The sequence below is a fragment of the Roseomonas sp. BN140053 genome, assembly GCF_047690175.1.
In the GTDB taxonomy this organism is placed as follows: domain Bacteria; phylum Pseudomonadota; class Alphaproteobacteria; order Acetobacterales; family Acetobacteraceae; genus Roseomonas.
This window is the reverse complement of record NZ_JBLLEB010000001.1, coordinates 153,549-170,891: the sequence shown is the minus strand read 5'-3', so window position 1 is coordinate 170,891 and position 17,343 is coordinate 153,549. Positions and strand designations below refer to the sequence as shown.

Genomic DNA, 17,343 nt, shown 5'->3' with positions numbered 1-17,343 from the left:
CGCTGCACCACCCGAATTGACAGCACTATGATTATCAGTACAGTTCTCGAATGCAAGAGCGGATCGCGTCCCCGGGCCGCGATCGGGGAAGGAAAGCGATGAAGCCGGCCCTGGACGACCCCAAGCCCCCCGCGTCCGAGGAGTCCGGAACGCTGGAGGCGGTGCTCTACAACAAGCCCGGCCACCTGATCCGCCGCCTGCAGCAGATCGCGGTGGGCATCTTCCTGGAAGAAGCCGGCGCGCTGGACCTGACCCCCGTGCAGTACGCGGTGCTGGAAACCATCCATGCCCAACCCGGACGCGACCAGATCAGCCTGGCCAACGCGATCGGCTTCGACCGTACCACCATCGGCGGCGTGCTGGACCGGCTGGAGAACAAGGGGCTGGTGGCGCGGCAGGTGCCGGCGCACGACCGGCGCAGCAAGGTGCTGCTGCTGACCGATGCCGGCAGCGCCATCCTGCGCGACATCCAGGCGGCCTCCGACCGGGCGCAGCGGCGCATGCTGGACCCGCTGGGGCCGGCCGAGCGGGAAGCGCTGATGACCATGCTGTCCCGCGTCGTGTGGCACCACAATTCCGGCAGCCGTACGCCGGTGCGTCGCGCCGCCGAGGAGGACGCGGCCGCCCCGCCCCCGGGTTCGCCCCGGCCGGCGGTGCGTCGTGCCCCCCGGCCGGCCTACAGCCCGCCGAAGCCGGCCCGTGCGCGGCGGTAGTTCCAGGACCGCGACATCGGCCCTTCCGAAAACTGCGAGGCCTGGGTCAGGCGGATCTCGCCGGGGCTGAGGAAGCGCAACTCGTGTCCGCCCGCCTCGGACTGCAGCTGCAGCTCCGCATTCTCCTTCATGTAGATCGACACGAACACGGCCTGCGGCAGGTTGCCGCCGACGCAGACCGCGCCGTGGCTGCGCAGCAGCGCCGTGGGGTTCCCGCGCAGCGCACGGGCCAGGCTGTCCGCCTTGGGCGCGTCGTCGATCAGCATGCAGGTGTCGCCGAATTCCGGCGTGCTGTCCCACAGCGGCACCTCATCCCCGATCACGGCGCCGAGGTGGAAGACCGGCCGCAGCTTGCGGCTGCTGATGGTGAAGGGCAGCACGGCGCGGGCATGGTGATGCACCACGGCGTTCACGTCCGGGCGCGCGGCGAAGATGCGCGCGTGCAGGATGCTCTCGATGTAAGGGCGCCTGTGACCACGATTCTCCGGCACGGCGTCCAGGTCGAAGCGCAGCAGGTCCTCGCGGGCCACCAGCTCCGGGCTGCGGGAACAGGACAGCCAGAAATGGCCGGGATCGGCGGGGTCCCGGACGGAGACATGGCCGAAATCATCCACCACCCCCTCACGAGCCAGGATCCGGTTGGCGATCACGAGATCGCCGAGCAGCGCGTCCAGCGAGCCGTCTTCAGCGGGCATCGGGCTTTTCCTCCCTTGCGGTTGCCACGCAGTATAATGATAATCAGCATGCGATCAAACGAGGAAACGTCCAGGTGAGCCACACCCGGATCGACGTGCACTGCCATACGGTGCCGCCCGCCTACCGCGTGGCCATGGCCCGCCCCGGCACGGCTGCCTTCGTGCGCGTGCCGAACTGGACGCCGGAAGCGATGCTGGACGTCATGGACCGCCACGGCATCGCGGCGGTGCTGCCCTCCGTTTCGGTTCCCGGCACCCACGCGGGCGACGACGCCGCGGCGCGGGACCTGTCGCGCCGCTGCAACACCTTTATGGCCGAATGCGCCGCCCGCTGGCCCGGGCGCTTCGGCGGCTTCGCGGTGCTGCCCCTGCCCGACATCGACGGCGCCTGCGCCGAGATCGAGCACGCGCTGGACGTGCTGCACCTCGACGGGGTCGGGCTGTTCACCAGCTACGGCGACCGCCACCTCGGCCATCCCTCGCTGGACCCGGTGCTGGAAGCGCTGAACGCGCGCGGGGCGGCGGTGTTCGTGCATCCCGCCGCGCATCCCTCGGCCCACCAGGTCGGGCTGAACCTGCCGCCCTTCGCCATCGAGTACGCCTTCGACACCACCCGCGCCGCGGTCAGCCTGATCCTGTCGGGCGCCATGGACCGCTTCCCGCGCATCAACTTCATCCTGTCGCACGCGGGCGGCACCCTGCCCTTCCTGTCCTGGCGCGTCGCCACCCTGTCGGAACGGCTGCTGACCCAGCCCGCCCTGGCCGAGACGTATTCCTGGCCGCTGCTGCGGGGCGAGTACGGACCGGTCACCGCCGACGCGGTGATGGTCCGGCTGCGGCGCTTCTGGTTCGACATCGCCAACGCCGCCGGCGCGCAGGTGATCCAGTCGCTGGACGTGGTGGCCGACCCGGAGCGCGTGCTGTTCGGCAGCGACTGGCCCTATGTTCCCGATGCCGTGGTGGGCGACACCGTGCGCAGCCTCGCCGCCGCCACGGAAGGGCGGGACGATCTGCGCCGGCGCATCGAACGCGGCAACGCCGAGGCCCTGTTTCCGCGCTTCCGCTGAGGCCGAACAGGAGCCGCCGGGTCGAGGTGGCCAGGAGGGAACACGAGAACCATGCAACGACGGCACCTGTTGCGGGCCGGCCTGCTCGCCGCGCCGCTGCTCGGCACCGCCCGTCCCCCGGCCCTGGCGCAGGGAACCGGCAGCTATCCCGTGCGGGAAATCCGTCTGATCACGCCCTACCCGGCGGGCGGCGGCACCGACCTGATCAGCCGCATCGTCGGCAAGGCCCTGGCGGAAAGCTGGCGCCAGCCGGTGGTGGTGGACAACCGCCCCGGGGCTAGCGGCATCCTCGGCACCCGGCTGGCGGCCGCGGCGCCGCCCAATGGCTACACGCTGCTCTCGGCCTCCTTCGGGCAGGGCGTGTCGGCGCTGCTCTACAAGGACGCCAACTACGACCTGTTCACCGACTTCGTGCCGGTGATCCTGATGAGCACGCTGCCCAACCTGCTGGTGGTCAACCCGGCCCTGGGCGTGTCCAGCCTGCGCGAGCTGCTGGCGCGGGCGAAACGGGAACCGGACCGGTTGACCTACGCCACCATCGGCGTGGGCTCCTCGCCGCATCTGGCGAGCGAGGCGCTGAAGGACATCGCCCAGGTCCGCATGCGCGACATCCCCTATGCCGGCAGCGCCCCCGCCATCACCGACGTGATCGGCGGGCAGGTGGATATGATGGTGGACAGCTTGACCTCCTCCCTGCCGCATGTGCGTGACGGCCGGCTCAAGGCGCTGGCGATCACCGCGGGCACGCGCTCGCCGCTGCTGCCCGACGTGCCGACGCTGGCGGAAGCGGGCATCCCCGATTTCGAGATCAACGGCTGGTTCGGCATCCTCGCGCCCAAGGGCACGCCGCCGGAGGTCGTCGCGCGCTGGAACACGGAAACCAACCGCGTGCTGCGCGATCCGGCCGTGTGGAACCAGCTGGAAGCCATGGGCATGGAACGGCGCGGCGGTCCGCCCGAGGCGCTGACAACCTATCTGCGCAACGAAGTCGCGCGCTGGTCCGCCCTGGCCAACCGCATCGGGCTGAAGCCACAATGAGGAACCGCCACATGACCGTCATCCCCCACGCTACCCTCACCCGGCGCGCCGCCCTCTCCCTGCCCGCGGCGCTCGCCGCCCTGCCCGTCCGTGCCCAGTCGGCTGCCACGGTGCGGCTGATCGTGCCCTTCGCGCCCGGGGGCGCCATCGACACCATTGGCCGCTTCTACGCCCAGGCGATGGGCCCCAGCCTCGGCCAGAACTGGGTCGTCGAGAACCGCACCGGCGGCAACGGCGTGATCGGCGCCCGTGCCGTGGCCGCGGCGACGCCGGACGGGCGGACGCTGATGTTCCACGCCGATGCCGAGATCGTCGGCAACCACGTGATGCGCGACCCCGGCTACGACTCCCTGACGGACTTCACGCCGGTGGCCCGGGTGGCGCAGGGCCCGCTGGTGCTGGTGGGGCATCCCTCCATCCCGGCGCGCGACCTGCCGGCGCTGACGGCCGCGATGCGGGCCGATCCCAGCCGCTTCGCCTTCGCCAATTCCTCGCTGGGCGCGCTGGGCCACCTCGCGACGGAATGGTTCAAGCGGCAGGTCGGGGCGGCGGATGCGACGCTGGTCAGCTATCGCGGCACGGCGCCGGCGCTGAACGACGTGCTGGCGGGCAGCCCCAACCTGATGATGGCGCCAATGCTGGCCGCGCGCCCGCTGGTGCAGGGCGGGCAGCTGCGCGCCTATGCCGTTTGCGCGCCGCAACGTTCCGCCATCGCGCCCGAGATCCCCACGGGCGCGGAAGGCGGGCTGCCCGGGCTGAACTTCGTGGTCTGGTACGGGATGTGGGGCCCGAAGAACCTGCCCGAAGCGATCGTAACGCGCCTCAACGACGCGGCGATGGCCGCCGGGCGCGACCCGGAGATGGTGCGCCGCCTGGCCGAGCTGGGCTGCGAGCCGGTGCTGGAGGACGCTGCCGGCTTCCGCCGCACCATCGCGGCGGACTACGCCCGCAACGTCGAGATCATCCGCCTCGCCGGCATCCAGCCGGAATAGGAACGCCCGCGCGGCAGCACAGGGAGCAGGACGGCATGGCATCGCCGCACACGGACACGCCGCGCGACCCGCGCGAGATCGGCAGCGGCCGGCGCATCGACCTGCACCACCACGTGGTGCTGCCGGAATACGAGAGCGCCCTGGCCCGTTCCGGCGCGGCCGACCCGTCGCGTCCGCTGCGCAAGAACAGCGACCCGCTGCGGGAATGCGAGACCATCGCGGCGCTGGGCACGGCCGGGGCGATCGTGAACCCGCTCTCCGTCGCCGGCGTGCACCACGGCGATGACGCGAATGCCCGCTACCTGACGGAGTCCGTCAACGAGGCCCTCGCCCGTTTCGTTTCCCCCGTGCCCCGGCAGCTCGGCTTCTTCGCGACGCTGCCGGTGCCGGACGTGGACGGCGCGCTGACCCAGATGGAGCACGCGCTGGACCAGCTGGGCGCGGATGGCGTGGTGTTCCTGAGCAACCAGAACGGCGTCTACCTCGGCGACCCGATCCTGGAACCCCTTTATGCCGAGATGGACCGTCGCGGCGTGGTGGCCTTCGTGCACCCGGCCAGCCCGGCCTACGTGCCCACGCTCAAGCTCAAGCTCTGGGCCGCCTACGTGGAATACCCGTTCGAGACCACGCGGGTGGCGGCCAACCTGATCTACAACGGCGTGATGCAGCGCTACCCCAACATCCGCTGGGTGCTGGCGCATGCCGGGGGCGCCCTGCCCTACCTGACCACGCGGCTGAAGCTGATGGAGGAATCCGACAAGAACCGCCCTCCCTTCATCGACCGCGTGCCGGAAGGCGTCACGCCCTACCTGAACCGCTTCCACTTCGACACCGCCCTGTCCGGCGGCGCGGCGCCCATGGCGGCGCTGATGGCGATGGCCGATCCGTCCCGCGTCTTCTACGGCTCCGACTGGCCCTATGTGGACCGGCACTTCATCGGCGAGCAGCTCGCCACGCTGGAACGGCATCCGGGCTTCGCCGATGGCCGGCTGGCGGCGATGGAACACGACAACGCGGAGAGGCTCTTCCCGCGCTTCCGCTGAGCAGACATGCGCGGCCCGTGCAGGACCGCGCCCGATGGGGAGGAGAAACGGCATGCGACTCAGGGATGCCCTGCTGGGGCTCGCCATGCTGGCGGGCAGTGTTCCGGCCGCGCGGGCGCAGGACGCCACCGCGACCTACCCATCGCGGCCAGTGGTGATCGTGGTGCCGGTCTCACCCGGCGGCGCGCTGGACATCATGGCGCGGCTGGTGGCGGAACAGTTCCGCGCCACCTTCCGCGCGCCCGTGGTGGTGGAGAACCGCGCGGGTGCCAACACCGACATCGGCAACCTCTACGTCGCCCGCTCGGCACCCGACGGCCACACGCTGCTGCTGCAATCCGACAGCCTGGCGGCCAATGCCAGCATCCACCCCAACCCCGACTATGACCCGATCCGCTCTTTCCAGCCGGTGGCGCTGCTGGCCACGGCACCGGGGATGCTGGTGGTGCGGCGGGACATGGACGCCCGCAGCCTGGCGGAGTTCGTGGCGCTGGCCCGCAGCCGCGGCGACGGGCTGACGGTGGCCTCCACCGGCACGGGCACCACCAGCCACCTCACCGGCGTGCTGCTGAAGCAGTCGCTGGGCCTGCGCTGGACGGACGTGCCCTATCCCGGTTCCGGCCGGGCGGTGACGGACCTGCTCGGCGGCCATGTGGACGCGCTCTGGGTCATGTCGGCGGCGGTGATGCCCTATCTGCGCAGCGGCGAGATGCGGGCCATCGCGGTGTCCTCGCCGCAGCGCTCGGGCGCCTTCCCCGAAGTTGCCACCGTAGCGGAAACGGCAGTGCCCGGCTTCGACGTCACCAACTGGCAGGGGCTGCTCGCCCCCGCCGGCACGCCGCAGCCCATCGTGGCCCGGCTGGCGGCGGAAGTGGCACGCATGATGCGCGAGCCCGACAGCCGCCGGAAGGTGGAGGAACTCGGCCTCGAGCCCAGCGGCGCCGGGCCGGAGGTGCTCGGCGCGGAACTGCGCCGCGCCGTGCCGAAATGGGCCGAGGTGGCGCAGCGCGCCGGGCTGCGAAGCCAGTGACGACCCGCGGCCGCTAGTTCACCTCGATCTTCGCCTCGCGCACCAGCTTCTCGGCATCCGCGCGGCCGCGCTGCACGAAGGCGCCGAACTCGGCCGGGCTGCTGCCCACCGGCTCGGCGCCGAGCTGGGCCAAGCGGCGCGTCACCTCGGGGTCGCGCAGCACGGTGGCGACCGCGGCCTGGAAGCGGTCGATCACCGGCTGCGGCGTGCCGGCGGGGGCGTAGAAGCCCATCCATTCCTCGATCACCGCGTCGGGCACGCCGCTCTCCACCAGCGTCGGGAGATCCGGCATCAGCGGCGTGCGGCGGGCGCTGCTGACGGCCAGGATGCGGGCCCGGCCGCTCTCCGCCAGGGAGGCGACGGAAAGCAGCGCCACGGTGGCGCAGTCCAGCGTGCCCGAGGCGAGGTCGCGCACCGCATCAGCGCCGCCGCGATAGGGCAGTTCGTTCAGCGTGATGCCGGCGCCGCGCTGCAGCAGCACGCCCACCAGATGCGCGGCGGTGCCGTTGCCGGAATGGCCGCAGGACAGGCTTTCGCGCCGCCCCTTGGCCAGGGCGATGAACTCCGCGACGCTGCGCGCCGGCAGGTCGGTTTTCACCGCCAGCGCCAGCGGCAGGCGCGTGACCTGCGTCACCGGCGTGAAGGCGGTGTTGTAGTCGAAGGCGATGTTGCGCAGCGTGAAGGGGTTGATCAGGCTGGGTACGCCTTCCGCCATGAAGGTGTAGCCGTCCGGTGCCGATTGCGCGACGTTGCTGCCGCCCACCGTGCCGCTGCCGCCCGTGCGGTTCTCGATCACGATCGACTGCCCCAGCGCGGCGCCGAGCTTGTCGCTGATCACGCGGGTGCTGGAATCCATCGCACCCCCGGGGGCATAGGGCACCACCACGCGGATCGGACGGCGGGGCCAGTTCTCCGCGGTTTGCGCCAGCGCCAGGGATGGCAGGGCCAGCATGCCGGCGAGCACGCCGCGCCGGTGGAGGGAATGCAACATGGTGCGGGACGCTCCTCGGTGCCGTTGCCGGCTTCTCCTGGCCGGAATGGTCACGATGTGCCGCGGTCGCGTCAAGCGGGTGGCGCATTGACACGGCGCGCTGCTTCCCGATGCTCGCGCGCGCTCGGCGTGGAGGAACACACATATGGCGAACTTGCAGATCTCGATCGGCTGCGGCGACTACGACCGGACCCGGGCCATCCACGACGGCCGCGTGGCCGTGGAAGGCTGCAACGCCGTGTCCGTGCCCCTGGGGCCGGAGGAGGTGTTCTTCCGCTCCTTCCGCCACAGTGCCTTCGATGTGGCCGAGCTGAGCTTCTCCTCCTTCCTGATCGCCACCTCGCGCGGCACCTGTCCGTATGTCGGCGTGCCCGCCTTCGTGTCGCGCGCTTTCCGGCACGGCGGCATCTACGTGCGCCGGGACGGTCCGGTGCGGCGGCCGGAAGACCTGCGCGGCAAGCGCGTCGGCGTCCCGGAATACCAGGTCACTGCGGCTGTCTGGGTGCGCGCTCTGCTGGAGGACGACCACGGCGTCGCGCCGTCGGAGATGCACTGGCTGACCGGCGGCATCGAGGAACCCGGCCGGCACGAGAAGATGGCACTCGACCTGCCGCCCGCGATCCGCGTGGAGCCGATCCCGCAGAACCGTGCCCTGGGCGAGATGCTGCTGGCAGGCGAGATCGACGCCCTGGTCACCCCGCGGCCGCCGCTGTGCTACGGCCAGGGTCTCGGCGAGATCGTGCGGCTGTTTCCCGACACGGGGCAGGCCGCCGCGGACTACTTCGGCCGCACGCGCATCTTCCCGATCATGCACCTCGTGGGCGTGCGCCGCACCCTGGTGGAGCAGCACCCCTGGCTGCCTGCCAGCGTGTTCAAGGCCTTCAGCAAGGCCCGCGACATGGCGATGGCCAGCTTCGACAACGACGCGGCGCTGGCGGTCAGCCTGCCCTTCCTGCTGGAAGAGGCCGCGCACACGCGCCAGGTCATGGGCAAGGATTTCTGGCCCTACGGCGTTGCCGGCAACGAGACCACCATCGAGGCGCTGCTGGACCACCACCACCGCCAGGGCCTCTCGCCGCGGCGGCTGACGCTGGACGAAGTGTTCCACCCGTCCACGCTGGAGCAGGTAAAGGTCTGACGGACAGGCGGGGGGGGCCGGCGACGGCCCCCCTGCCCGCTCAGTGCACCGTGTGGTGCAGCAACTCGCGCACGGCGTCGGTCAGTTCTTCCGAGCGGAAGGGCTTGGCCAGGGCGCGCTCATCCTGGGCCAGGTGGTGCTCGGCGAAGATCCAGGGCCGGCCGCTCACGTAGATCACGGGCATGTCGGGCAGCAGGCTGCGGGCCTGGTCGGCCACCGCGAAGCCGTCCTGCGGCGTGCCGAGATTGATGTCGGTGACCAGAAGCTTGCAGGCGCCCGGCACGGACAGGATGGCCAGGGCATCGGCCGGATCGCGGGCTTCCCGAACGGTCCAGCCTTCCATCTCCAGCACGGCGGCCAGGGTTACCCGCACGCCATCATCGTCATCCAGAACCAGCACGTCACACACCGATTTTTTCCGCCCGTTCCGCTCGCTCAACACCAGAGCGCCTGAACGAGGCAGAAGTTCACGTTGGCGCGTGCGATCTTGTCAAATGAACCAGGAAGCGGGTGTGGCCGGCGTGCCGGTCCACCTCGACACGGCCGTCACGCACCAAGCCGCGGATCAGCCGCATGCCCAGCCCGTGCACCGCGGCGGGGTCGAAATCCGCCGGCAGACCCCGGCCCTCATCCTCCACCGCCAGCAGGATGCGGCCATCATCCTGCTCGCGCAGGGTCACCCGGATCGTGCCCTCGCCGTACTTCATGGCGTTGGTGACCAGCTCCGTCACTGTCAGGCCAAGATTGGGCACGTCGGCCACGGCCCAGGTCATCGCCGCCACGTCCAGTTCCAGGCTCCGCCCGGTCAGGGTGGATCCCATGGCGGCGGACATGTCGTCCAGCAGGCTCTGCAGATAAGGCCCGACCTCGACCTCCAGCGCGGCACCGGAGCGGTACAGGCGGTCATGGATGGCGCCGATGGTGCGCACCCGGGCGGCGCTCTCGCCCAGCTGCGACGCCGCCTCCGTGCCCTTGGCAGCCCGGGCCTGGAGGCTGAGCAGGTTCTGCACGAGCTGGAGGGAGTTCTTCACGCGGTGGTGGACCTCCAGCATCATGAGGTCCTTCTCGCGCAGGCTTTCCGCATGCTTCGCGTGCCGCCGCACCACGGCCCCCAGCGTGGCGGCCAGGGTTTGCAGGAAACTGGTGTCGTGGTCGGCAAAGTCCTCGCGATCCGTGGCGTCGGCTTCCAGCACGCCGAAGGGCTGCTTGCCGTCCTCCACCAGCACGTTGATGGCGCGCTTGACCCCGTGCTCCGCCAGCACGGCGGGGGTGCGGAAGCGGTTCTCGCCATCGAGGTGGTTGGAGATCACCGGCTCGCCCGTCCGGAAGGCGTGACCGGCGGGGCTGCGATCATCGGCCCCGAACAGCGCGTGGCCCACCACCCCCGGCCGCCAGCCGACGCCGGCGCGCATCAGCAGCATCTGTTCCCCGGGCAGCCATTCCAGCACCTTGGCCAGGGAGGTCCGCATGCCCTCGGCCGCCACGCGGCAGGCTTCCTGAAGCGTGCTCTGCAGGTCGTCCTCCCGCAAGGCAAAAAGGCCGAAGGCGGCAACGAGCTGCTGTTGCCTTAGCCGAACGGCGAGTTCGCCTCCACTCGGCGGGTGGTCGATCGGCTGCATGGTTCACCGTTACGTGATTCCGGACCGAAAATCCACCTCTCCCACACGGAACACCGGCATCGGTGCCGCCTCCCGGGAGGTTCGGTGAAGTTCCTCTCCGACCGGCCCGGACGACCTCCGTCAGGGTGTTTCTCGACGGGCCGGCGCCATTTCGGCCAGCCTCCCGGCGCCGGAGGGTGCCCGGAGGCACCGCCGCGAGCCGCTTTCGACTTGGCAGCACGCCAGCGCACGGCCCGGCGCGCCGACGCCCTGCCCCCCCTTCGCGCCTCAGCGCAGGGTAGGGTCCAGCCGGTCGCGCAGCCAATCGCCCAGCAGCGACACGGACAGGGTGGTCAGCACGATGGTCACCGAGGGCGCCAGCAGGATCCAGGGCGCCCGCGTCAGGTATTCCCGCCCGTAGCCGACCATGTTGCCCAGGCTGGTATCGGGCGGCTGCACGCCCAGGCCCAGGAAGCTCAGCCCGGATTCCAGCAGGATGATCTCCGGGAAGCTCAGCGTCATGGACACGATCAGCGTGGAGGCGATGTTGGGCAGCACGTGCCGCCCGTAGACCCGCCAGGGCGAGGCTCCGAGCTGCCGTACCGCCGCGGCGTAGCCCTGGGCGCCGGCGCTGATCGCCAGGCCGCGGGCGATGCGGGCATAGCGTTCCCAGCCGTTCAGCCCCAGCAGGCAGATCAGCAGCGGCAGGGCATTGCCGAAGAAGGCCAGCACCGCGAGGGCCAGGATCAGGAAGGGCATGGCCGCCTGGAAGTCCACCAGCGCCAGCACCCCTTGTTCCACCAGGCCGCGGAAATGCGCCGCCAGGAAGCCCAGCCCGACGCCGACCACGGCGGAAATCACGGTGGCCCCGAAGGCGATCAGCAGGCTCATGCGGATGGAGGCGATCAGGCGGCTCAGCACGTCGCGGCCCAGCTCGTCCGTACCCAGCGGGTGCAGCCAATCCCCGCCCAGCCCCACCGGCGGCACCAGCCGGTGGCGCAGGTCGAGCGCGGTGATGGGAAAGGGCCGCACCCAGTCCGCAGCCAGCGCCACGGCCAGCATCAGCACCACCCAGAACAGCGCCAGGGCCACCAGCAGCGGCAGCCGGGCCCGGCGTGGCGCCGTTGGCGCGGCGATGGCGGGTTCGATCGCGAGGCCCGACATCAGTTCGCTCCTCGCAGGCCGGAGCGGAGCCGTGGATCCAGCACGCCGTAGAGCAGATCCACCACAAGGTTGGCCATCACCATGGTGGCGGCCACCAGCAGCAGGATGCATTGCACCACCGCGAGATCGCGGTTCGCCACCGCCACCACCAGTAACCGCCCGACACCCGGCCAGGAGAAGACGCTCTCCACCACCACTGCACCGGCCAGCAGCGAGCCCACCATGAAGCCCACGATGGTGACGGTGGGAATGGCGGCATTGGGCAGGGCGTGGCGGCGCACCGCGACGGCCCAGGGCACGCCCTTGGCGGTGGCGGTGCGCATGTAGGGCTGCCCCAAGACCTCCAGCATGGCGGAGCGCGTGAAGCGCGCCAGCACCGCGGCACCGCCGACGCCCAGGGTGATCACCGGCAGGATGGCGTGGCGCCAGCTGTCCTGCCCACCCGAGGGCAGCCAGCCCAGCTGCACGGCGAAGACCAGCACCAGCACCAACCCCAGCACGAAGGAGGGCACGGTGAAGCCCGCCACCGCCAGCAGCATCACCGCCCGGTCGGCCAGCGAGTTCCGGTGCAGCGCCGCGTAAACCCCAGCGGGGATGCCGATGCCCACCTTGACCAGCAGTGCCGGCACGGTCAGCGCCAGGGTGGCGGGGATGCGCTCGCTGACCAGCTCGATGGCGGAGCGGCCGTCGCGCATGGACTGGCCGAGGTCGCCGTGGGCGATCGCGCCGAAGTAGCGCAGGTATTGCTGCCACAGCGGGTCATCCAGCCCCCAGGCGCGACGAAAGGCGGCGATCGCCTCCGGCGGCGCATCGGCGCTCATGATCAGCAGGGCGGGATCGCCGCTCAGGCGCAGCACCACGAAGGCGAAGGTCACCACCAGCACCAGGGTCAGCAAGGCCCGCGTCAGGCGGAAGCCCAGGAAGCGCAGCATCGGGGTTCAGGCCGCCTCGGGAAGGGGTTGCGAGAGGGCCGTGGGCACGTCGCCAGCCCCCGGGGCGACGTCGCCATGCGCCACGTGGCAGGCCACCAGCCGGCCGTCCAGGCGCGGCTTCAGCGCCGGGATCTCGCGCGCGCAGAGGGCGGCGGCCTGCGAGCAGCGCGGGTGGAAGGCGCAACCCGGCGGTCGCGCCGCGGGATTGGGCGGGTCGCCCTGCAGCACGATGCGCCTGCCGCCGCGGCCGGGATGCGGGATCGCGGACACCAGCGCCTGGGCATAGGGATGCGCCGGCGCGTGCAGCACCCCGTCCGGCTCACCCTCCTCCACGATGCGGCCGAGATACATCACCGCGACGCGGTGGCTCATCTGCCGCACCGCGCGCAGGTCGTGCGACACGAACAGCATGGCTATCCCGGTGCGCGCCTGCAGCTCGGACAGCAGGTTCATCACCTGCGCCTGGATCGACACGTCGAGGGCGCTGATCGGCTCGTCGCAGACCAGCAGGTCGGGCTCCGTGGCCATGGCGCGGGCCAGCACGGCGCGCTGCCGCTGCCCGCCCGACAGCTCGTGCGGGTAGCGCGCGCCCTGGTCGGGACGCAGCCCCACCCCGCGCAGCAGCGCCTCCACCCGCGCGTCGCGCTCGCCCCGCGGCAGGGTCGCGTGGATCTCCAGCGGCTCCGCCACCTGGGCCGCGACGGTGAGCCGCCGGTCCATGGCGCCGAGCGGGTCCTGGAACACCATCTGCATCCGCGCCCGCTGCGCCCGCCAGGCGGCGCTGCCCGGTGGCGGCATGGGCGCGCCGCCGAAGCGGACCTCGCCGGCATCGGGCTTCTCCAACCCCAGCACGAGGCGTCCGGTGGTGGATTTGCCGCAGCCGGACTCCCCCACCAGCCCGAGGGTGCGGCCGCGTTGCAGGGTCAGCGACACGCCGTCCACCGCGCGCACCTCCACCGGCCTGCCGAGCAGGCCGCGGCGCATGCCGTAGCGGCGCACCAGCCCCGTCGCCTCCAGCAAAGGCACGCCGCGATGGGTGTCCGGGGAAGCGGTCACGCCGGTAACAATTCCGGCAGGGCGGTCGCGCGGCGGGCCTGGCCGCCACCGGGCCGGATGCAGGCGGCGCGATGGCCCTCCACCACGGGCCGCAGGGCCGGCGGCACCGTGTCGCAAGCGGCGACCCGGCGTGAACATCGCGGCGAGAAGGGGCAGCCCGGCGGCATGGCCCAGGGTTCCGGCACGCTGCCGGGAATGGCCGCCAGGGGCCGGCGCGGCCCGCCCATGGGCGGCAGGGCGGCGAGCAGCCCTTCGGCGTAGGGATGCGCGGGCGCGCGGAACAGCTGCTCCGTGCGTGTTTCCTCCACCACCCGGCCGGCGTAGAGGATCAGCACGCGGTCGCAGGTTTCCGCCACCACGCCGAGGTCGTGCGAGATCAGCACCAGCGCCATGCCGGTGTCGCGCCGGATCTCCGCCAGCAGTTCCAGGATCTGCGCCTGGATGGTGACGTCCAGCGCCGTGGTGGGCTCGTCCGCCACCAGCAGCTCCGGCCGGCCGGCCAGGGCCATGGCGATCATGACGCGCTGGTTCTGCCCGCCCGACAGCTCGTGCGGATAGGCGTCCAGGCGGCGCCGCGCGTCGGGCATGCCGACCTGGTCCAGCAGGCGCCGGGCTTCCTCGCGTGCCGCGCCGCCCGACAGGCCGCGATGCAGGCGCAGCGCCTCGGTCAGCTGGCGGCCGATGCGGTGCACGGGGTTCAGGCTGCTGGCAGGGTCCTGGAAGATCATGGCGACGCGGCCGCCGCGCACATGGTCCAACACCGCCGGCGCGGCGCCCAGCAGCTCCTGCCCGTCCAGACGCACGCTGCCGGTGACCTTGGCCTTGGCCGGCAACAGGCCCAGGGCGGCCAGCCAAGTGACGGACTTGCCGCAACCGGACTCGCCCACCAGCGCCACCGCCTCGCCGCGGCCGACCGAAAGGTCCACGCCGCGCAGCGCGGGCATGCCGTCGAAGGACACGCGGAGATCGCGGACCTCCACCAGGGAAGCACTCATGCCGCGGCCTCCGCATAGGCGGGCTGCAGGGCGCGGCCATCCATCCCGTGGGTGGAAAGGCCGAGATGCGCCAGCACGGTCGGGGCGATGTCCACCAGGCTGGTGGGCGCCGTGACCTGCGCCGCGGCGAAGCCAGACCCCAGGGCCAGCAGCGTCGGCCCCTGCTCGCCCACCCCGAAGCCGCCATGCATGCCGTGGCCGAGCCGGTCCGGCTTGCCGAAATCCGGCTTGGCCATGACCGAGCTGCCCGCCATGCCGTAGCGGTTCGGCGCCTCGGAAGAGCGCAGCGCCACGGCGCCGAACAGGTGGTACCGGGCGGCCTGGCCGTGCTGCCGCAGCGCTTCCGCGTCCAGCACCCGGCCGGCCCAGGGCATGCCGCGCAGCACCTCCAGCGCCCGGGCAGCGTCGGCCTCGCGGCCCGGCAGGGCGTAGAGCATGGCGGCAGTGCCGTTGGCCACCGCGCGCAGCCCGTGGTCCTCCGGGCCGTGCCGGACGCCCACGGCCTCCAGCGCGGCGTTGACGTCCACCACCTCGGTCACCGTGTCATGGCCGTGGTCGGAAGCCACCAGGAACAGGATGTCCTCCCCGGCCGCGCGCCGGGCCTGCACCGCCGCCGCGACCTGGGCCACGCGGTCATCGGCGCGGCGCAGCACCGCCAGCACCTCGGGCGAGCCCAGCGGCGCGGCGTGCTGCACGTGGTCCGGCTCGCAGCACCAGGCGATGGACACGGCGAAGGGCCCGTTCACCGCCTCGGCAATAAAGGCGCGCACCAGCGCGGCGTCGCCTTCGACGTCGATGCTCGTGTCCAGCGACGTCCCGCCGCCCCAGCCGGAGACGCGGTTGCGGGCATAGGCCACCCCGTTCGGATCGTGCGCCCGGCACGACCCGGGCGAGCCGTTGCTGAACACCGCCAGCCCGCCCTGGGCCGCGACGCGGTCGGCCAGGGTCGGCACCTCCAGCATGGAATCGGTGGCAGCGCGCTTGTGGTCGAGGAAGTCGGGCTCACCCGCGTCGCGCAGCACCAGCCGGCCGTTCTCCTCCAGTGCCACGGTGTTGGCCTGCAGGCCGTTGCGCGCTGCGAAGCAGCCGGTGGCGAAGGCGGCGGAACAACAGCGCGTGACGGAGGGGAACACGGACCGGTGCGCCGCGAACCAGCTGCCCTGCCGCGACAGGGCGTGCAGCGCGGGCATCGCCTCGGGCGTGACGGAGTCCCGTCGCAGCCCGTCGAGCACCAGGATGATCACACGGCGCATCGGCTTCACGCTCCCACCTGCAGGTTGCCCGGCCGGAAATCCATCGGCCAGCCTTTCGCGGCGCGCCACGCGATGTCCCGCCGCTTGGCGGTAAAGGACGCGGCCTGGTGCAGCACGAAGGTCCCGGGGTCCTCGCGCTCCACGATCTCCAGCATCCGGCGGAACAGGGCGCGGCGGCGGGGAAGATCGGTGGAACCGGTCAGTTCCGCCGCCACGCGGTCGAACTCCGCGCTGCTCCACTCGCCGTTCGCGGCGGGGTCGGTGTTGGGGCCATAGGCGCGCAGCACGCCCGCCACCGGATCGCCGAAGGTCGAGGTGTTGGACCAGTCGCGGATGCCGCGCCCCGGGCCGCGCTCCACCTGCTGGGAGGAGTTCTCCTTCATCTCGATCGCGACGTTCAGCCCGACGGCGCGCCACATCTCCACCAGGATCTGCGCCGTGGCGGTCTGGTTGGCGTAGTAGTCGCGCAGCAGGCGGTGGGGGATCGGCTGGCCGGCATAGCCCGCGTCGCGCAGCAGCCGGCGCGCTTCCGCCGGGTCGAAGCGCGGGTTTTCCCAATCCGCGAGATACATCGCCCCGTAGTTCTCCAGCTGTAGCCCGCGCGGAATGGCGGTGCGGCCGGCCCAGAGCGCGTCCACGATGGCCTGACGGTCCACCGCGTGGGTCATCGCGCGGCGGATGCGCGCATCGGCCAGCACGGGATGCGTCTTGTCGAAGGTCAGGATGCGGATGTTGTTGATCGGGCTGCCCAGCACCTCGAAGCGCGCGTTGCGCTCCACCACGGCGATCTGGTCCGGCGAGATGTCGCAGGCGAAGTCGTATTCCCCGGCAAACAGCCCATTCACGCGGCTGGACGCTTCCGGCACCTCGACGAAGCGGATGCGGCGCGCCGGCGGGCGGCCGCCCCAGTAATCGTCATGCGCCTCGAAGGTCACGGAATTGTCGGGCCGGTACTCGGCGATGCGATAGGGGCCGGTGCCGACCGGGCGGCGCGCCCAGGCCAGCCAGTTCTCGCTGGCCGCGAAGGCCGCGCGCGACATCACCGTGCCGACATTCTGCGCCAGCCGTCCCTCGACCGTGATGTCGGGGCGGGCGGCGACGTAGCGCACGGTGTGGGACCCGACCACCTCCATCCGCTCCAGCCCGGGAAAGGAGCGGCGCGCCACCGCGATCACCTCGCCCGGCGGCTCGCGGCCCGCGGTGCCGGCCAGCAGGCTGGCGGAACTGCCGGTTGCGGCCGTGCCACCCGGCCCAGCCGCGCCGAAGAGCCGCTCGTTGAAGGAAAACGCGACGTCCTCGGCCGTCATCTCGCGGCCGTCGTGGAAGCGCACGCCGGGCCGCAGGTCGAGTTCCACCGTGCGCTCGTCCACCCGCCGCCAGGCTGCGGCGAGGCCGGGCACGGCCCGCAGGTCGCCGAGCCAGTCGGTGTCGATCAGCGGCTCCGCGTAGAGGCCGGAGCTGCGGAAGCCGGTGTTGGACTGTTCGCGCGGCGGTTCCAGCGTGTTGGAGCCGGCGATCCTCTGCACGGCCACGGTGAGCGCCGGCCGTGTATCGGCCTGGGCCAGCGCGGGCCGGGCCAGCGGCAGCAGACTGGCCCCGGCGCCGGCCAACGCCGTGCGGCGAGAAAGCATCGGCATG

Annotated in this window: 17 protein-coding genes; 7 read left to right on the top strand and 10 right to left on the bottom strand. The window is 71.8% G+C overall.

The features are described 5' to 3' along the window. Positions 1-98 precede the first annotated feature (98 nt). Positions 99-713: a MarR family winged helix-turn-helix transcriptional regulator gene (locus ACLIBK_RS00850; RefSeq protein WP_415385313.1), complete on the top strand. Its 615-nt coding sequence runs from the start codon at positions 99-101 to the stop codon at positions 711-713. Here ACLIBK_RS00850 and ACLIBK_RS00845 read toward each other — a convergent pair. Beyond that, on the bottom strand, positions 677-1,408 hold the full coding sequence (locus ACLIBK_RS00845) for a class II aldolase/adducin family protein (RefSeq protein WP_415385312.1): 732 nt from the start codon (positions 1,406-1,408) through the stop codon (positions 677-679). The two genes, ACLIBK_RS00850 and ACLIBK_RS00845, sit on opposite strands and share 37 nt — an antisense overlap. A gap of 74 nt (positions 1,409-1,482) precedes the next feature. On the opposite strand from ACLIBK_RS00845, the gene ACLIBK_RS00840 reads away from it, so the two are divergent. Genes ACLIBK_RS00840 through ACLIBK_RS00820 form a run of 5 tightly spaced genes read left to right on the top strand, consistent with a single transcriptional unit; the run spans position 1,483 to position 6,578 of the window. Beyond that, positions 1,483-2,475, top strand: a complete 993-nt coding sequence (locus ACLIBK_RS00840) for an amidohydrolase family protein (RefSeq protein WP_415385311.1) — start codon at positions 1,483-1,485, stop codon at positions 2,473-2,475. A gap of 51 nt (positions 2,476-2,526) precedes the next feature. Continuing rightward, a complete protein-coding gene (locus tag ACLIBK_RS00835) occupies positions 2,527-3,513 on the top strand; it encodes a Bug family tripartite tricarboxylate transporter substrate binding protein (RefSeq protein ID WP_415385310.1) in 987 nt (328 codons plus the stop codon). A gap of 11 nt (positions 3,514-3,524) precedes the next feature. After that, positions 3,525-4,505, top strand: coding sequence for a Bug family tripartite tricarboxylate transporter substrate binding protein (locus tag ACLIBK_RS00830; RefSeq protein WP_415385309.1), 981 nt, complete (start codon positions 3,525-3,527; stop codon positions 4,503-4,505). A gap of 35 nt (positions 4,506-4,540) precedes the next feature. After that, positions 4,541-5,548, top strand: a complete 1,008-nt coding sequence (locus ACLIBK_RS00825; protein WP_415385308.1) for an amidohydrolase family protein — start codon at positions 4,541-4,543, stop codon at positions 5,546-5,548. Positions 5,549-5,600: 52 nt separating this feature from the next. Continuing rightward, positions 5,601-6,578, top strand: coding sequence for a Bug family tripartite tricarboxylate transporter substrate binding protein (locus ACLIBK_RS00820; protein WP_415385307.1), 978 nt, complete (start codon positions 5,601-5,603; stop codon positions 6,576-6,578). Between the two features lie 13 nt (positions 6,579-6,591). On the opposite strand, the gene ACLIBK_RS00815 is transcribed toward ACLIBK_RS00820, so the two are convergent. Continuing rightward, positions 6,592-7,569, bottom strand: a complete 978-nt coding sequence (locus ACLIBK_RS00815) for a Bug family tripartite tricarboxylate transporter substrate binding protein (RefSeq protein ID WP_415385306.1) — start codon at positions 7,567-7,569, stop codon at positions 6,592-6,594. A gap of 145 nt (positions 7,570-7,714) precedes the next feature. On the opposite strand from ACLIBK_RS00815, the gene ACLIBK_RS00810 reads away from it, so the two are divergent. Next, a complete protein-coding gene (locus ACLIBK_RS00810) occupies positions 7,715-8,707 on the top strand; it encodes an ABC transporter substrate-binding protein (RefSeq protein ID WP_415385305.1) in 993 nt (330 codons plus the stop codon). 40 nt (positions 8,708-8,747) lie between these two features. Here the strand turns inward: ACLIBK_RS00810 and ACLIBK_RS00805 are convergent, their stop codons facing one another. The 8 genes from ACLIBK_RS00805 to ACLIBK_RS00770 form a co-directional block, all read right to left on the bottom strand. Beyond that, complete coding sequence (locus ACLIBK_RS00805; protein WP_415385304.1) at positions 8,748-9,116, bottom strand: response regulator; 369 nt, start codon at positions 9,114-9,116, stop codon at positions 8,748-8,750. Between the two features lie 58 nt (positions 9,117-9,174). After that, positions 9,175-10,326 (bottom strand): sensor histidine kinase, encoded by a 1,152-nt coding sequence (locus ACLIBK_RS00800; RefSeq protein WP_415385303.1) that lies wholly within the window; start codon positions 10,324-10,326, stop codon positions 9,175-9,177. Between the two features lie 267 nt (positions 10,327-10,593). Further along, a complete protein-coding gene (locus tag ACLIBK_RS00795; RefSeq protein ID WP_415385302.1) occupies positions 10,594-11,469 on the bottom strand; it encodes an ABC transporter permease in 876 nt (291 codons plus the stop codon). Further along, positions 11,469-12,401, bottom strand: a complete 933-nt coding sequence (locus ACLIBK_RS00790) for an ABC transporter permease (RefSeq protein ID WP_415385301.1) — start codon at positions 12,399-12,401, stop codon at positions 11,469-11,471. The genes ACLIBK_RS00795 and ACLIBK_RS00790 overlap by 1 nt, the downstream gene beginning before the upstream one ends. 6 nt (positions 12,402-12,407) lie before the next feature. After that, positions 12,408-13,457 carry an ABC transporter ATP-binding protein gene (locus tag ACLIBK_RS00785; RefSeq protein WP_415385300.1) on the bottom strand — a complete coding sequence of 350 codons (1,050 nt, stop codon included), beginning with the start codon at positions 13,455-13,457 and terminating at the stop codon, positions 12,408-12,410. Continuing rightward, on the bottom strand, positions 13,454-14,452 hold the full coding sequence (locus ACLIBK_RS00780; protein ID WP_415385299.1) for an ABC transporter ATP-binding protein: 999 nt from the start codon (positions 14,450-14,452) through the stop codon (positions 13,454-13,456). The genes ACLIBK_RS00785 and ACLIBK_RS00780 overlap by 4 nt, the downstream gene beginning before the upstream one ends. Next, positions 14,449-15,705: an alkaline phosphatase family protein gene (locus ACLIBK_RS00775; protein ID WP_415385298.1), complete on the bottom strand. Its 1,257-nt coding sequence runs from the start codon at positions 15,703-15,705 to the stop codon at positions 14,449-14,451. Before ACLIBK_RS00775 ends, ACLIBK_RS00780 begins: the two co-directional genes overlap by 4 nt. Before the next feature lie 5 nt (positions 15,706-15,710). After that, positions 15,711-17,342 carry an ABC transporter substrate-binding protein gene (locus ACLIBK_RS00770; RefSeq protein WP_415385297.1) on the bottom strand — a complete coding sequence of 544 codons (1,632 nt, stop codon included), beginning with the start codon at positions 17,340-17,342 and terminating at the stop codon, positions 15,711-15,713. Position 17,343: the final 1 nt, after the last annotated feature.

Coding starts and splice junctions, on each gene's coding strand:
- ACLIBK_RS00850 (WP_415385313.1), top strand. CDS start 99: ATGAAGCCGGCCCTGGACGACCCCAAGCCCCCCGCGTCCGAGGAGTCC.
- ACLIBK_RS00845 (WP_415385312.1), bottom strand. CDS start 1,408: ATGCCCGCTGAAGACGGCTCGCTGGACGCGCTGCTCGGCGATCTCGTG.
- ACLIBK_RS00835 (WP_415385310.1), top strand. CDS start 2,527: ATGCAACGACGGCACCTGTTGCGGGCCGGCCTGCTCGCCGCGCCGCTG.
- ACLIBK_RS00830 (WP_415385309.1), top strand. CDS start 3,525: ATGACCGTCATCCCCCACGCTACCCTCACCCGGCGCGCCGCCCTCTCC.
- ACLIBK_RS00825 (WP_415385308.1), top strand. CDS start 4,541: ATGGCATCGCCGCACACGGACACGCCGCGCGACCCGCGCGAGATCGGC.
- ACLIBK_RS00820 (WP_415385307.1), top strand. CDS start 5,601: ATGCGACTCAGGGATGCCCTGCTGGGGCTCGCCATGCTGGCGGGCAGT.
- ACLIBK_RS00815 (WP_415385306.1), bottom strand. CDS start 7,569: ATGTTGCATTCCCTCCACCGGCGCGGCGTGCTCGCCGGCATGCTGGCC.
- ACLIBK_RS00810 (WP_415385305.1), top strand. CDS start 7,715: ATGGCGAACTTGCAGATCTCGATCGGCTGCGGCGACTACGACCGGACC.
- ACLIBK_RS00800 (WP_415385303.1), bottom strand. CDS start 10,326: ATGCAGCCGATCGACCACCCGCCGAGTGGAGGCGAACTCGCCGTTCGG.
- ACLIBK_RS00795 (WP_415385302.1), bottom strand. CDS start 11,469: ATGTCGGGCCTCGCGATCGAACCCGCCATCGCCGCGCCAACGGCGCCA.
- ACLIBK_RS00790 (WP_415385301.1), bottom strand. CDS start 12,401: ATGCTGCGCTTCCTGGGCTTCCGCCTGACGCGGGCCTTGCTGACCCTG.
- ACLIBK_RS00780 (WP_415385299.1), bottom strand. CDS start 14,452: ATGAGTGCTTCCCTGGTGGAGGTCCGCGATCTCCGCGTGTCCTTCGAC.
- ACLIBK_RS00775 (WP_415385298.1), bottom strand. CDS start 15,705: ATGCGCCGTGTGATCATCCTGGTGCTCGACGGGCTGCGACGGGACTCC.
- ACLIBK_RS00770 (WP_415385297.1), bottom strand. CDS start 17,342: ATGCCGATGCTTTCTCGCCGCACGGCGTTGGCCGGCGCCGGGGCCAGT.